Raw genomic sequence first — 15,200 nt, 5'->3', positions numbered from 1 at the left:
AATATCACCTATTTCTCAAGCAATTAATTCTGTTATTAGTGTACCATATTTATTGCGAAAATATTGAGTATAAAGGTGTAAAATGTTTTACGTTTCCTATTATTTCAACTACGCACGTGGTGTCAATCATTATAGTACAGCAACTTAAATGATTAGGAACAGTTTACTTTTTCACCCGCTTTTAAAATTTGAACTTCTGCATTTTGCACTAAATTAGCAAAAATTTGCGGATCCTGTTCGATTGGAGGGAATGTATTAAAATGGATCGGTACAACGATCTTCGGCTTTAAAAATGATACTGCACATGCCGCATCTTCAGGACCCATCGTAAAATTATCGCCAATTGGTAAAAACGCAATATCAATTGGATGACGCTCTCCAATTAATTTCATATCACTAAATAGTGCTGTATCACCAGCATGGTAAATTGTTAATCCTTCGATAAACAATAAAACACCTGCAGGCATACCCATATAAATAATTTCATTGTTTTCTGTTACATAAGACGAGCCATGGAATGCCTGTGTAAATTTGACCTTTCCAAAATCAAACTCTCTCGCTCCCCCAATATGCATTGGATGCGCTTTCACACCTTGCCATGAAATCCAGTTTGCTAACTCATTCGGTGCAATAACTAGCGCATCCTTTTTCTTTGCAAGCTCTACTGTATCGCCCACATGGTCATTATGCCCATGTGTAAGCAAAATAATATCTGGTGCTTCTTCAGCAACCTTTAAATCAGTTTGGCTATTTCCATTAATGAAAGGGTCAATTAAAATTGTTTTACCATTTGTTTGAATTTTAACAACAGAATGTCCATGATAACTAATTTGCATTAATCGTTCCTCCTGATATTGAGAATATTTGCTCCATCTTTTAATTCGCTATCCATGCGCTTTTTCCCTTTTTTTGATATGCTTAAACAGGATATGAAAAGTGTATAGTGCTTAGCTTTTCCCGACATACAAATGCCGAGAAAAAGCCACGCCGTGTTTTACTTTTAAGGAGTGGGCACTAGTAAACTTTACTTTGCTTTCACCTTAAATCATTGAAGCTACATAAAGGCGTGCCGCTATAGGCTAACATCAGTAAACTAGGTGCAATATGAGGAGGAAATGGATGATGTCAAAAGTACAAGAAATCCAAAATTATTTACAAAAAAATCAAATTGATGCTGCTTTCGTTACGACTCCCGATAATGTTTTTTACGTATCTGGTTTCAAAAGTAACCCCCATGAACGATTACTAGGAGTGATGATTTTTAAAGAGGCAGAGCCTTTTTTAATTTGTCCACAAATGGAGATTCCAGATGCAAAAGCTGCAGGCTGGTCATATGAAGTCATCGGTCACCAAGATACAGACAATGCTATTGATATTCTTGCACAAGCAATTATTGCTCGTAATGTAAATCCTTTAACGTTTGCAATTGAAAAAGCACAGCTTATTGTAGAGCGCTTAGAAGCTTTACAACAATCATTTCCACAGGCAAATTTTGTACGTCTAGATGAAAAAATTAATGCAATGCGTGTTATTAAAGATGAAGATGAGTTGAACAAGCTTCGTAAAGCCGCACAGCTTGCAGATTACGCAATTGAAGTAGGCTGTAAAGAAATTGCTGAAGGTAAAACTGAAATGGAAATCTTAACAGCTATTGAAAGCGCTATTCAAGAAAAGGGCTGTAAAATGTCCTTTGAGACAATGGTGTTAAGTGGTCCTAAAACGGCTTCACCACATGGTAAACCAGGCGCTCGTAAAGTCGAAAAAGGCGATATGATTTTATTTGACTTAGGGGTAATTTACGATGGCTATTGCTCAGATATCACACGTACAGTTGCATTTGGAGAGCCTTCTGAGGCACAAAAAGCAATCTATGATGCCGTATTAGCTGCTAATACAAATGCAATTGCGGCAGTAAAACCTGGAGTACGCGCAATGGATTTAGATAAAATTGCTCGCGATACGATTACTAATGCAGGCTATGGAGAATATTTCACACATCGACTTGGTCATGGACTTGGTATTTCCGTACATGAATTCCCATCTGTTACAGGAGCGAATGACATGGTTATGGCAGAAGGTATGGTGTTTACAATCGAGCCAGGTATTTACAAATCAGATGTGACAGGTGTACGAATTGAAGATGATGTCGTAGTGACAAATGATGGTGTAGAAGTTTTAACAAAATTCCCTAAAGACTTAATTGTACTGTAATTAACAAAGTGTTTTACAGTTGTAGAGGATGGAACTAATTACTTTGGTGTTTCATTCAAAGTTGTTAATGAATTTCCACTATGTAAAATGAATAAAATGTTAGCTATTCTTTCTTTTGCAATCATAAGAGAGCACTAGTTGATGGTAGCGGAGGCGGCGACTCCTGCGGGAGAGCACGCATAGTAAGAAGCAACAAACCACGCGTCAATGATGTTGCGGCTTACAGTATGCCCGCCGTAGCGGACATCAACAGCATAGCAAAAAAGTGTTAGATTGACTGCCGTCAATCTAACACTTTTTATATCCGCACGTAACGGTAATGAACCTCAAAATTTTTCTATATTTATTTTAGTATTTTATTTAATTAATTCATCAACATTCACATATGGCAAATCTTGCGCTTCTGCTACCGCTTTATAAGTAATATGCCCATCTAATGCATTAACACCCTTTTTCAATGCAGGATTGTCTATACATGCTTGTTTATAGCCTTTGTTTGCTATTTGTAGCGCATATGGAATTGTATTATTTGTTAAAGCAATCGTTGACGTACGTGGTACAGCACCTGGCATATTGGCAACAGCGTAATGTACAACCCCATGCTTAATATATGTTGGATCATCGTGTGTTGTCACGCGATCAGATGACGCAAAAATCCCACCTTGGTCAATCGCGATATCCACAACAACAGAGCCTGGTTGCATCGATTGAATCATTTCTTCCGATACTAGCTTCGGTGCTTTAGCACCAGGAATTAGAACAGCCCCAACAACTAAATCTGAGCTTTTCACTGATTCTGCAATATTATAAGGGTTAGAAATTAACGTTTGTACATCGCGACCAAACATGTCTTCTAATTGACGTAGACGTTCCGGACTTAAATCAATAACCGTTACATCCGCTCCCATACCAACAGCGATTTTCGCAGCATTTGTGCCAGCAATTCCGCCACCAATAACTGTTACTTTTCCGCGTTGTACACCAGATACACCACCTAATAAAATACCTTTACCACCATGATTTTTCTCTAAATATTGTGCACCAATTTGAGTTGCCATTTTACCTGCAACTTCACTCATCGGCGTTAATAAAGGTAAAGAGCCATTTGCAAGTTGTACTGTTTCATAGGCAATACCTACAACTTTTTTATCTATTAATGCCTGCGTTAGTTCACGCTCCGGCGCTAAATGTAAATAGGTAAATAAGATTTGTCCTTCATAAAAGTAATCGTATTCCGATGCTACGGGTTCTTTTACTTTTAAAATCATTTCTTGAGCCCATGCTTCCTTTGCTGATGCAACAATATGTGCACCCGCTGCCGCGTAATCTGCATCTGTAAAGCTTGAACCAATACCAGCTCCTGCTTCAATATACACTTCGTGGCCAGCATGCGTTAATGAGACAACCCCTGCTGGTGTCATTGCTACGCGATTTTCGTTGTTTTTAATTTCTTTTGGAATACCAATCTTCATATTTCCAATCCCCTTTCATAACCTATGAACTAAGCAATATCTCACCAAAATACGATTCCTCGTAGATGATGACCCCCTTGCACTTCCATCTTACCAAACAAGTGAAAAAAATGCTTTAATTAAAGCAAATACTAATTAAATTCGTAACATTTTTAAAATACTAAATATTACTACTAATCAGTTGAAACGAGGTATTTCATAGTAAACGACTTTACTTATTCACAAATTTTCTCCGGAAAGTATTTCCTTTAGAAAATGATTTGGTATAATTACATTATACAAATAGGGAGGTAATACAAATGGCTAATCATTATAAAAGCATTGTAGTTGCAGTAGACGGTTCTAAAGAAGCGGAGTACGCTTTTCGTAAGTCAATCGATGTTGCTAAACGTAACGAAGGTGCTGTATTAAACCTAGTAAACGTAATTGATACACGTTCATTCGCTGCTATCGAAGCATATGACCGTTCAATTGCAGAACGTGCACAAGCTTTCTCAGAAGAATTATTAAATGGTTACAAAAAACAAGCTGAAGATGAAGGCTTAGCAAACGTAAACCTAATAATTGAGTATGGATCTCCTAAAAATATTATTACAAAAGAGCTTTCTAAAATCGTAGATGCAGATTTAATTATTTGTGGAGCTACTGGTTTAAATGCAGTAGAACGCTTCCTAATCGGTTCAGTTTCAGAAGCAATCGTACGTTCAGCTAATTGTGACGTACTTGTTATCCGTACACCAGAAGCTTAATAAGCAATACATAAAAAGGTATCCAAATATGGATACCTTTTTTATTATTTTCCTTCTTGCCACATTTTCACTTTTTCAAAGAACATCGCAAGAGCTTGTTTATTTTGCATATTTGGTACTTTCGCCAACAATACTTCTTTCGGAGCTTTAAAAGCTTCCCCTTGTTTTTGTAAAATCACAATACTTTTTTCAAGTGATTTATTAGCAAACATCGTATCTGGCAATTGAATTATTGCTTGAATCCAAGCATGCTTTTGAATGTACTTATGCAGTTGCTTAGACTGTTCAGATTCAAAGAGATGCGTCGGAGCTAGGAAAAATAAATATCCCCCATCCTTCGTATAATTGACAGACTGCTCAATAAATAAATGATGTGCATAGCTCATGCCCTCAGATGCACAAAGCTCATAATCTAACGCCACTTCCTCATTCGGATAGTAACCGACTGGTAAATCACAAACAATGGCATCTACAGGATCTACTAATAGGTCTTGCAAAGCATCTTGTCGATATAAAGAAACTGGCTGCTCTGTTAAATCTGCTGTTGCTGCGGCTAATCGGATAAGTAACTCATCAACCTCCACACCAGATGCCTCTACTTTTCCATCAAGTAAATTCATAACAGTTAACAGTAAGTTACCAGTGCCAACTGCTGGGTCCAACATTGTCAGTTTTTCTTTTGCTAATCGATCCGCAAAAATTTGTTCTACGAAATAGCCAACTAATAGACCAAGAGTATCTGGCGTCATTTGATGATTTGGCTGGGAACCTTTTCGCATTCCTTTTAAAATAGCAATTTGAATGGACTTGCGCACGTCTTCTTTCGTTGCACCTTGCTGTGAGAAATCTACATCCCCATCAAGCCAAGCCTCTAGTCCATCAAGTACACCCTCTAATAAAGTCGTATCCTGCTCTTTTTCTATTTTTTCTGCATGCTCATTTAGCATCCCAAATAGTTTTTCAATCTTTTCCATACATAACTTCCTTTCACGCAGAAAAGAGCCGTGACAAACTCTGTCACAGCCCTTTTGTCTAGTATTATCTTAGCCTAAAAGAAGCAAATTATGCTAGTGCTTTAACTGCTGCAATTGCTGCTTCATAGTTTGGATGATCTGTAGCCTCAGGTACATACTCGACATAAGTCACTTTTCCAGCTGCATCTACCACAAATACTGCACGTGCTAGAAGACGTAATTCTTTAATATATACACCATATGCTTCACCGAAAGAAAGATCGCGATGATCTGAAACTGTTTGAACTGCATCAATTCCTGCAGCCCCACACCAACGTTTTTGAGCAAATGGTAGGTCAACAGATACTGTATAAATAACAACGTTATCTCCTAAAATTGCAGCTTCTTCATTAAAACGACGTGTTTGTGCATCACATACGCCTGTATCTAATGACGGAACAACACTAAATAAACGAATTTTACCTTCTGAATCCGTTAAAGAAACAGGTGATAAATCATTTGCTAAAACTGTGAAATCCGGTGCTTGGTCTCCAACCTTTACTTCGTTACCTATTAGTGTTACTGGACCTTTTTTAAATGTAATTTGTGCCATGAAAACGCCTCCTAATCATCATATGTACATAATCTTACTAAATGTAGGGAATTAATTGCAACTAGGACAGCTTATTATAGGCTAATCTTTGTGAATGCCTGTCAATGCCTGTCATTTGCCACCTAATATTGCTCGACAACAGTCCAAAAAAGAAGGGCCACCTCATATGTTGGAGGTGGGCCCATTATTATTCTTCTTCAATCTTCTCCACTATCTGTTCAGGCTCTTTTAATTTTTCCTGAGTTGGTGTCGCTAATTGTGCTGTTTCTTTCGCTACGTATACTTTTTCATGGACAACCGTCGTATCTGCAAAATAATCATGTATGCCTTGGTTGTCAGGTAAAATCGCCACAAAAATATACAGTGGCATAATTATGTTACTAATTAAGCGACCAATCCATTCTCTGAACAGCACATCTGACCAAGTAAGTTTGTCATGCTCTAGTGAGATAACGCGTAGCCCGAAGGCCATTTTCCCTAACGTTTGCCCAAAAAATTTCGTCATTAGTACAAAGTAACAATAATAGAGAATAGCTGAAATAATTGAGATAGGTGCATACCAGACCGAATCCGATAGTGACCAGTCCATTAAGTAAAATATCGGATTGGCAACGATACCACCAACTGCTGAAATAATTAATCCATCTAAGACAAATGCCCAAAAGCGCACCCAAAATCCTGCTGTCTTCAATTCGTAATTTGTAGTCACTATTGGTGTCGTTGGCTTATCTAACAGTTCTTGTTCAATTGAGGGTGTCCCTTGCAAAACGAATTCATTGTTTGTCATGGTATGCCCTCCTTAGTATTCACCATATAAGTACATCATTTTAGGTGCCTTGTATTCTGTCATAATTTTCGTTAGCATTTTTTCTTCAGCCGATGGACCAAAAAGAGAGCTTACTTTCATACCAATTAATGACGGTAGGCCACCTTGATCATAGCTGTATTCAAACAAAACTGCATCCTCTAAACCGTAATCTTGACGTAAAGCTGCAATAGCTGCTTGCTCGTCGCCAATTTCATCGATTAAGCCTGCTTCAAGTGCCTTTGTTCCACCAAGAATTCGACCATCTGCCACTTTTTTCACGTCAGCTTCAGACATATTACGTCCTTGTTCAACAATATCAACGAACTCTTCATATGATTCGTTAATCATATCTTGCATCATAGCGCGTTCTTCTGCTGTAATTTCACGCGTTGGACTCAGCATGTCTTTATGTTGCCCAGATTTAAACGTCTCAAATTTCACGCCAACTTTTTCTGCAAGTTCCTGATAATTAATAGATTGCATAATGACACCAATTGAACCTGTTATCGTATCACGGTGTGCATAAATTTTATCTGCTGGTGCTGAAATGTAATAGCCACCTGATGCTGCCATCGAATCCATTGACACATAAATTGGAATTTGACGTTCCTCTTTAATTTGCAACAGTTTTTTATAAATCTCTGCCGATTCCTTTACACCACCACCTGGTGAATTAACACTAAGAACAATACCTTGTACTGAATCATCATATAAAATATTGTCCAACTGATTTAAGAAAAACTGGTGATCATAAGCAACGGTTTGCCATAATGTGTTCGATCCAACATCTTGAATCGTTCCATCAACTTTTAAATAGGCAATACGCTTACTATAATCTTCACCCTCAATAACCGTTTCATAAACATTTAAATTATTTCCAGCGACAATGCTGTCAAAATTACTAAAAAAGTCTGATTTAAATATGGCAAAAATCGTATTAATCCCTAATGAAAATACTAACAACACAGCTGCAATAGCCAAAGCTATCCACCTTTTCACATTCATACAAACGCCTCCTCATCACGTTATACGTCTAAATGTCCAAAACGTTTCACTTTTAAGTAATTTTTATGTAAAAATGTTCTGTTGTTTATTATTTTACTATAAATAAATGGGGCTACAACAAAAAATCAAAAGTTCATAAAAAAACATGAACTTTGATTTTCCGACTTTATTTCCTAGGAAATATTTATTGATGTGTGTAATGCGCTTTTTCTTGTTGTCGTAATTCGACACGACGGATTTTACCAGAGGCAGTCTTAGGTAACACTTCTACAAATTCAATCGCACGTGGATATTTATAAGGTGCAGTCAATAATTTCACATGGTTTTGTAACTTTTTAATAAGTGTATCATCCCCAGTCTCATTTTCACGAAGGACTATAAATGCCTTAACAATATTTCCTCTTACTTCATCTGGACTAGCAACAACAGCCGCTTCCTTTACTGTAGGATGTTTCATTAATGCATCTTCTACTTCAAATGGTCCTATTGTATAGCCTGAAGAAATAATGACATCATCTCCGCGGCCCTCAAACCAAAAATAGCCATCAGCATCTTTATATGCACGGTCGCCTGTTATATACCATTCTCCGCGGAATTGTAGGTTTGTGCGTTCAGGATCTTGGAAATATTTTTTAAAGAGTGCAGGTGTTTCTCGATGCACTGCTATATCCCCAACAACACCTTCCGACACAGGATGTCCTAGGTCATCGATTATTTCTACTGTATTTCCTGGTGTCGGTTTACCCATTGAGCCGACGCGCGCTTCCATGCCAACCATTGTCCCAACAAGTAATGTATTTTCCGTTTGCCCGTAACCATCTCGAACCTGTATATCAAACGTTTCAGAGAACACTTTTACTACTTCACTATTCAGTGGTTCACCCGCTGATACAGCTTGGCGAATTTCGCTTAAATTATAGTCCTGTAAATTATTGAGTGCTGCCATAAAACGATACTCTGTCGGTGTACAACATAATACATTTACTTTAAATTTTTCAAGCAATGACAAATAAGTTGACGCATCAAATTTGCCTTTATAAACAAATGCCGTAGCACCACTTCCTAAAGTTGCTAGGAATGGACTCCAAATCCATTTTTGCCAACCGGGCGCCGCAGTAGCCCATACTATATCATTTTCTTGAACACCTAACCAATTCGGTGCCGTTGTCCGTAAATGAGCGTAACCCCAGCTATGTGTATGAACAGCCGCCTTAGGATTGCCAGTTGTTCCACTTGTATAGGCTAAAAAAGCATTGTCAGTACTTTTTGTCGGTGTAGGATTCGTATAGTCTGTAGGATGCTCCTCCATTTTTTCAAGCAACGGTTGCCATGGTGTATGAGCATGACCAATAACATATTGCAAAATACCCTTTAAGTTTTTTACTTCGTCAAATTGCTCAATATATGGCTCGTAGGCAATTATTCCTTTTGCATTTGCATGTGTAATTCGGTATTCAATATCCTTTGTACGCAACATTTCCGAACTAGGGATAATCGTTAAGCCCGCTTTTAATGCCGCTATGTAGACGATATATGCCTCGACAGATCTTGGAACCATAACTAAAAGCACATCGCCTTTTGTTAGTCCCTGCGAAGTAAATACATGGGCCGCCTGATTTGCTTTTTCAAGTAAAGTTGCATATGTAATATGTTGAATTTCTTCATGATTATTATAAACAATTAATGCATTTTTAGTTGGGTCCTGAGCATATTTCTCAATCTCCTCAACAATGTTATACCATTCTGGTGCGATTAAATCCTGTCTTTTCATAATAACTGCCTCCTTATTGCTAGGTTTATTATAAAACTCATTTTTTATTATTTTCAATGGATGAACCTTATTTTAAGAAAGTCATGACAATTATCATGGTTTATTATATGGCATCAGTCACTGCTTTCCAGATAATGATAAAATGCTATTGAATACTGTGGATAGGTATGTTACATTTTGGACAACTAAAAACTTCATGATTGCGGGGGGACTCATAACGAGTTGAGAAGGTAAAACCTGACCCTTTGAACCTGTTAGTTAATACTGACGTAGGGAGCAACACACATCTTATTATTGATGATAGGCTCTTTTTACGTGTATATTTCGCACGAAAAAAAGAGCTTTTTTGCATGCTTACGTCCGTCCAAAAAAAGGAGGACTACGATGATTTTTCAAACTATTCGTAAAAAACAACCACTCATTCATTGTATTACAAATTATGTTGTGGCAAATTTTCAAGCAAACGGCTTATTAGCAATTGGTGCTTCGCCTGTAATGGCAGATGAATCTCTGGAAGTTGAGGAGATGGTATCGATTGCATCAGCCTTATTGATTAATATTGGCACGCTTACTACCCGTACAAAAGAATCGATGTTACTTGCTGGAAAAAAGGCAAATGCGCTAGGTGTACCGATTATTTTGGACCCAGTTGGTGTTGGAGCAACAAATTTACGTAAACAAGCGATACAGCAATTATTAGAAGCCGTTCATTTTGCTGTTATTCGTTGTAATATCGGTGAGCTTGCCGCTATTGCTAATGTTCATTGGCAACAAAAAGGAGTAGATAGTGGTAGCGGTTCAATTTCTGTTGAAGATAAAGCAAAAGAAATTTCTAAAAAATATAATTGTATTGTTATTGTAACTGGTGAAAAAGATTTTATAACTGACGGAGAGCACTCCCAATGGATTATTGGTGGACATGCTCGAATGACAGAAGTTACAGGAACTGGTTGTTTGTTAAGTGCCATTTGCTGTGCAGCTTATATTGCAGGTAATGAGCCATTTTCTCAGTTGTGCAATACATTAACGTGCTATAAAAAAGTTGCTGAACATGCCGCTTCATCCGCGCCATATAACGGTGATTTTGCAGTTTCGGTCTTAAATGAATTACACCGTTTATCGAAGGACGGTGAAAAATAATGCATATTGTAACAACAATAGCTGGCTCAGATAGCGGTGGTGGAGCTGGTATCCAAGCTGATTTAAAAACATTTCAGGAATTAGAAGTATTCGGGACATCCGTTATAACTGCTTTAACAGCACAAAACACATTAGGAGTGAACGGTGTACTTCCAATTGAACAAGCTTTTGTAAATAAACAACTTCATTCACTACTGGATGATTTTTCAATTAGTGCAATAAAAACAGGAATGCTTTTTTCTTCAGATATTATTCATACAATTGCACGAGCTCTGTCTAATTTAAATATTCCGCTTATCGTTGATCCTGTAATGATTGCCAAAGGTGGCGAAAACTTATTACAACAAGAAGCAGTTGAGGCATTAAAAAAAGATTTATTACCTCTTGCTACAATCGTAACGCCTAATATTCCAGAAGCAGAGACACTTACTGCTAGAAAAATAAACAATTTATCAGACATTCAGCAAGCTGCTCAATCATTATTAAAATTAGGTGTTCAATGTGTCATTATCAAAGGCGGACATTTACATGACGATCATTTTGCAACAGATTATGTATTTTTTGAAGATGGCGAATCATTTTCAATGCAATCTACTCGAATTGCAACGAAAAACACGCATGGAACGGGATGTACATTTTCTGCTGCATTAACCGCTTTTATTGGTCAAAAAATACCTTTAAAACAAGCAATTATTGAAGCGAAAAAATTTATTCAATTAGCTATTAGCCATGATTTATCGATTGGAAATGGCAATGGACCAACGAATCATTTTGCTTACAAAAAATTTCATGATACTTGCGAGGTGACCATACATGAAAAGGAGTGACTTACAGCTTTATTTTATAATGGGCACAGCGAATGTGAAAAATAGACAACCTTTAGAAATACTTGAGGCAGCATTGCAAGCAGGTATTACGATGTTTCAATTTCGTGAAAAAGGACAACATGCATTGACGAATGAGCACTACGAGCATTTTGCACGTCAATGCCAAAATCTATGCAGGAAATATAACGTTCCCTTTATCGTCAATGATGATATCGACCTTGCCCTTAAGCTTAATGCAGATGGTATTCACATAGGTCAAGATGATTATCCCGTCTCACTAGTACGACAAAAAATTGGACAAATGATCCTTGGTGTTTCTGTCCATACAGCTTCTGAATTGCAAGTTGCTTTAAAATATGGAGCAGATTATATAGGTATTGGTCCTATTTATGCAACCACATCTAAAAACGATGCCAAACCACCTTGTGGAACAGAATTTTTACATCAAGCACATAGCATTTATCCGCTGTTGCCGATAGTCGCAATTGGTGGTATTGACTGCCTGAATGCATCTGCTGTTATTAAAGCAGGTGCAGATGGTGTCGCTGTTATTTCCGCTATTTGCGAAAGTAATGACATTCAAAAAAGCGCTTCAACTTTCAAATCATTGTATTTATAGCTTTGTTATATGTATGCATGTAATCGTCTGGCATAAAAAAACTAAATTTAAACAAACTAAAACCAGTGCCTTTTACGGTCACTGGTTTTAAGTTTATAATTGCTTATTCTGCAATTATTGGTTTTTTGGCATACCTTTTAATTGAGATTCTGCCATTTGTACAAGACGTTTAGTGATTTCACCACCAACGGAACCGTTAGCACGAGCTGAAGCATCAGCTCCTAATTGAACACCAAATTCTTGTGCAATTTCGTATTTCATTTGATCAAGTGCTTGTTGTACACCAGGTACTGCAAGCTTGTTTGAACTACCATTGTTGTTTGTCATGTCTGTCTCACCTCCTTGTGATTATAGAATGTGCGATATTTGTTTTTTAATACAAAAAAAATAAAGGTAAAATGTAACTCTAAAGGAAATTGACTAGAAAATTAAAAAAAGAACCGTCCCAAATACGATTTTGAGACGGTTTCCTTCTTATTAAATGGCGTTTTTAAATAAATGCAAAACAACGATAAATTTATTTGTTACGCCCGTAATTTTTTTATAAAAGATCTGCAAATTTATCTGTTGGCTGCTCTTTTTTCGGGAAAATGTAAACTTCACGGTTGGTCACAGCACGTTCAATTAGGTCATCGAAATCAGAAAAGCTTTCATAATGCTCTACTTTTTCAAGCTTTGGTTTCGTTTTCGGACTAGCAGGTGTGAAAATTGTACAGCAATCTTCAAATGGCTGTATCGACGTTTCATATGTGCCGATTTTCTCCGCAATTTCAATAATGTCTAATTTATCATTCGATATAAGCGGACGTAAAATCGGTGTATTCGTTACAGCGTTAATAGCAGTCAAACTTTCAAGCGTCTGACTTGCTACTTGTCCAAGACTTTCACCTGTTACTATGGCAAGTGCGTTAATTTCTTCACGTACTTTATCTGCAACTTTTAACATCATACGACGTGTTGTAGTCATAGACACATTAGATGGCACTTTTTCTTTAATAAGCACTTGGATTTCTGTAAACGGAATAACATGTAATCGAATACTTGCGCCGAATTTTGTTAGCTCATTTGCTAACACTTTTACTTTTTCTAATGAATTTTGACTTGTATATGGTGGGCTAAAGAAATGAATTGCCTCTAAACGCACACCACGTTTCATCATTAAGTAGCCTGCAACAGGACTATCAATCCCACCTGAAAGCATTAATAATGATTTTCCGTTAGAACCAACAGGCATACCACCTGCGCCAGGAATAACTTGCGCCATCATATAAGTTGAATCGTGGCGCACTTCCACGCGTAGCTCTACATCTGGATGTTTCACTTTTACAGATAAATTTTGATATTGAGGTAAAACATGAGCGCCAATTTCACGCTGAATACCGTGAGAATCTAATGGGAATGTTTTATCTGTACGTTTAACTTCAACTTTAAAAGTTAATTGTTCATGTTTAAATGTATCCATAATCGTAATTGCAAGCTGTTTCATGGCATCCATATCTTTGTCACAAGCAGCAACAGGACTAAATGATTGAATCCCAAAAATTTTCGGTAATCCTTCTACTAAAACATTCATTTGTGCCTCATCTTGAATGGCGATAAACATACGATCACGTTCTGTACGAATGTGTAAATGCCCTAAATCTGCAAACGCATAGCGAATATTCTCACGTAAACGACGGATAAAATCCATTTTGTTGCGTCCTTTTGTCGATAGTTCGCCATAACGAATTAATATTTCTTTCCAAATCATAATAAAAGTTCTCCTTTTAGTTCCATCAATACTTTTTTGATAGCTAGTATAAATTGTGCTATGTCTTCAGATGTTACATGTGCGCCAAAACTCACACGAATCACACCTTTTTTAAAATGTTCATCAATATTTAATGCTTCTACAACATGGCTCGTTTTTGTTTGCTTTGACGAACAAGCACTTGATGTAGAAACAATGACACCATATTTTTGTAAGGCATTAATAATTACCTCACCTTTTAAATCACGAACACTAAATGATAAAATATGAGCTGCACTTTCTGGGGTAGATAAAATATGGACAACGTCACCAAATTGCTCTAGCTCAGCACGGATTTGCTGCTGCCATTTACGGTATTTTTCCGCGCGTTCATTCATTGTTTCTACTGCAATACGAGCTGCTTTCGACAGTGCTACTGCTTGCGGAACAGCAACTGTGCCACTACGTAAACCAAATTCCTGTCCACCGCCTAAAGCATATGGCTGCCATTGCATTTTTTTTCGGAATGCTAAGACACCTGAGCCTTTAAATCCATGAATTTTATGTCCAGAGATTGTAATACAATCAGGACCTTCCTCACCGTTAAATGCTAAAGGTAATTTTCCAAAGCTTTGCACTGCATCGATATGGAATGCCGCTCGACTTTCTGCATGGACGATTGTAGCAGCTTCAAAAACAGGTTGAATAGCACCCATTTCATTATTTACATGCATCATACTAACTAAAATCGTATCTTTGCGTATTTTTGCCTTTAGCTCGTCTAATGAAATTACACCTTGTGCATTTACATGTAAATACTCTATTTCAAAGCCTTCTTTTTCAAGCTGTTTGACTGATTCTAACACAGAAGGATGCTCTATTTCCGTAGTTAAAATATGTTTACCCTTATGTGTGTTGCCACGTGCTAAACCAATAATTGCTGTGTTATTTGATTCGGTACCACCTGAAGTAAATAGCACATTTTTTGCTTCAGTCTTCAAAATATCTGCTACTTGCTCACGCGCACGCATTAATAATTCATTTGATTCTACACCCATGGCATGAATCGATGCAGGGTTCGCATAATACTGTTCATTCACTGCCATAAACGTCTGCATTACTTCTTTATAAGGCTTTGTTGTAGCACTATTATCAAGATAAATTGTATTAACTTTCATTATTTTTCACACACTTTCAAAACGTTGATTTAACGGTATTTATCATAACGCAATCTGTGGCGATTGACTACTAATTATTCTGATTTAGTCATTTATCATCCCTTTTTGATGACCTATATAATTTA

The 15,200-nt window shown here is 37.1% G+C and carries 15 protein-coding genes and 1 riboswitch; of the genes, 5 read left to right on the top strand and 10 right to left on the bottom strand.

Features of this window, described 5'->3' with window-relative positions; genetic code table 11:
• Window positions 1–152: 152 nt before the first annotated feature.
• Entirely contained in the window at window positions 153–836 is a 684-nt protein-coding gene (locus tag NSQ74_RS10005) for a metal-dependent hydrolase (protein ID WP_340823058.1), read from the bottom strand.
• A 286-nt stretch (window positions 837–1,122) separates the two neighbouring features.
• Between NSQ74_RS10005 and NSQ74_RS10000 the strand changes: the two genes are divergently transcribed.
• Window positions 1,123–2,211, top strand: coding sequence for a M24 family metallopeptidase (locus NSQ74_RS10000; protein ID WP_340826440.1), 1,089 nt, complete (start codon window positions 1,123–1,125; stop codon window positions 2,209–2,211).
• Between the two features lie 356 nt (window positions 2,212–2,567).
• Here NSQ74_RS10000 and ald read toward each other — a convergent pair whose 3' ends face one another.
• A complete protein-coding gene (ald, locus tag NSQ74_RS09995) occupies window positions 2,568–3,683 on the bottom strand; it encodes an alanine dehydrogenase (protein ID WP_340823056.1) in 1,116 nt (371 codons plus the stop codon).
• Between the two features lie 299 nt (window positions 3,684–3,982).
• Between ald and NSQ74_RS09990 the strand changes: the two genes are divergently transcribed.
• Entirely contained in the window at window positions 3,983–4,432 is a 450-nt protein-coding gene (locus NSQ74_RS09990; protein WP_139860572.1) for a universal stress protein, read from the top strand.
• 44 nt (window positions 4,433–4,476) lie between these two features.
• Here NSQ74_RS09990 and NSQ74_RS09985 read toward each other — a convergent pair whose 3' ends face one another.
• The 5 genes from NSQ74_RS09985 to mbcS all read right to left on the bottom strand — a co-directional run bounded on the left by NSQ74_RS09985 (window position 4,477) and on the right by mbcS (window position 9,582).
• Window positions 4,477–5,406, bottom strand: a complete 930-nt coding sequence (locus NSQ74_RS09985) for a class I SAM-dependent methyltransferase (protein WP_340823055.1) — start codon at window positions 5,404–5,406, stop codon at window positions 4,477–4,479.
• Window positions 5,407–5,494: 88 nt separating this feature from the next.
• Window positions 5,495–5,998: a thiol peroxidase gene (gene tpx / locus NSQ74_RS09980; RefSeq protein ID WP_340823054.1), complete on the bottom strand. Its 504-nt coding sequence runs from the start codon at window positions 5,996–5,998 to the stop codon at window positions 5,495–5,497.
• A gap of 187 nt (window positions 5,999–6,185) precedes the next feature.
• Window positions 6,186–6,785 (bottom strand): RDD family protein, encoded by a 600-nt coding sequence (locus NSQ74_RS09975; RefSeq protein WP_340823053.1) that lies wholly within the window; start codon window positions 6,783–6,785, stop codon window positions 6,186–6,188.
• A 12-nt stretch (window positions 6,786–6,797) separates the two neighbouring features.
• The gene (sppA, locus tag NSQ74_RS09970; protein ID WP_340823052.1) at window positions 6,798–7,811 is read right to left on the bottom strand and encodes a signal peptide peptidase SppA; all 1,014 of its coding nucleotides are present in this window, start codon (window positions 7,809–7,811) and stop codon (window positions 6,798–6,800) included.
• Between the two features lie 184 nt (window positions 7,812–7,995).
• Window positions 7,996–9,582 carry an acyl-CoA synthetase MbcS gene (mbcS, locus tag NSQ74_RS09965; RefSeq protein ID WP_340823050.1) on the bottom strand — a complete coding sequence of 529 codons (1,587 nt, stop codon included), beginning with the start codon at window positions 9,580–9,582 and terminating at the stop codon, window positions 7,996–7,998.
• Between the two features lie 194 nt (window positions 9,583–9,776).
• Window positions 9,777–9,875: riboswitch (TPP riboswitch) on the top strand.
• A gap of 91 nt (window positions 9,876–9,966) precedes the next feature.
• Here mbcS and thiM point away from each other — a divergent pair.
• From thiM to thiE, 3 genes are read left to right on the top strand one after another with little or no spacing between them, the layout of a single operon-like run.
• Complete coding sequence (gene thiM / locus NSQ74_RS09960; protein ID WP_340823049.1) at window positions 9,967–10,722, top strand: hydroxyethylthiazole kinase; 756 nt, start codon at window positions 9,967–9,969, stop codon at window positions 10,720–10,722.
• Window positions 10,722–11,549 carry a bifunctional hydroxymethylpyrimidine kinase/phosphomethylpyrimidine kinase gene (thiD, locus tag NSQ74_RS09955; RefSeq protein ID WP_340823047.1) on the top strand — a complete coding sequence of 276 codons (828 nt, stop codon included), beginning with the start codon at window positions 10,722–10,724 and terminating at the stop codon, window positions 11,547–11,549. Before thiM ends, thiD begins: the two co-directional genes overlap by 1 nt.
• Window positions 11,536–12,168, top strand: a complete 633-nt coding sequence (gene thiE / locus NSQ74_RS09950; protein ID WP_340823044.1) for a thiamine phosphate synthase — start codon at window positions 11,536–11,538, stop codon at window positions 12,166–12,168. The genes thiD and thiE overlap by 14 nt, the downstream gene beginning before the upstream one ends.
• Window positions 12,169–12,282: 114 nt before the next feature.
• Here the strand turns inward: thiE and NSQ74_RS09945 are convergent, their stop codons facing one another.
• The 3 genes from NSQ74_RS09945 to NSQ74_RS09935 all read right to left on the bottom strand — a co-directional run bounded on the left by NSQ74_RS09945 (window position 12,283) and on the right by NSQ74_RS09935 (window position 15,075).
• On the bottom strand, window positions 12,283–12,495 hold the full coding sequence (locus tag NSQ74_RS09945; RefSeq protein WP_173477551.1) for an alpha/beta-type small acid-soluble spore protein: 213 nt from the start codon (window positions 12,493–12,495) through the stop codon (window positions 12,283–12,285).
• A gap of 214 nt (window positions 12,496–12,709) precedes the next feature.
• Entirely contained in the window at window positions 12,710–13,918 is a 1,209-nt protein-coding gene (gene thiI, locus NSQ74_RS09940) for a tRNA uracil 4-sulfurtransferase ThiI (RefSeq protein ID WP_340823042.1), read from the bottom strand.
• Window positions 13,915–15,075 carry a cysteine desulfurase family protein gene (locus tag NSQ74_RS09935; RefSeq protein ID WP_340823041.1) on the bottom strand — a complete coding sequence of 387 codons (1,161 nt, stop codon included), beginning with the start codon at window positions 15,073–15,075 and terminating at the stop codon, window positions 13,915–13,917. The genes thiI and NSQ74_RS09935 overlap by 4 nt, the downstream gene beginning before the upstream one ends.
• Window positions 15,076–15,200: the final 125 nt, after the last annotated feature.

Origin of the sequence: Lysinibacillus sp. FSL W8-0992 (genome assembly GCF_038008685.1) — a bacterium.
Classification (GTDB): domain Bacteria; phylum Bacillota; class Bacilli; order Bacillales_A; family Planococcaceae; genus Lysinibacillus.
Note: the sequence above shows the minus strand (reverse complement) of the source record. Positions and strands in the feature narration are given on the sequence as shown.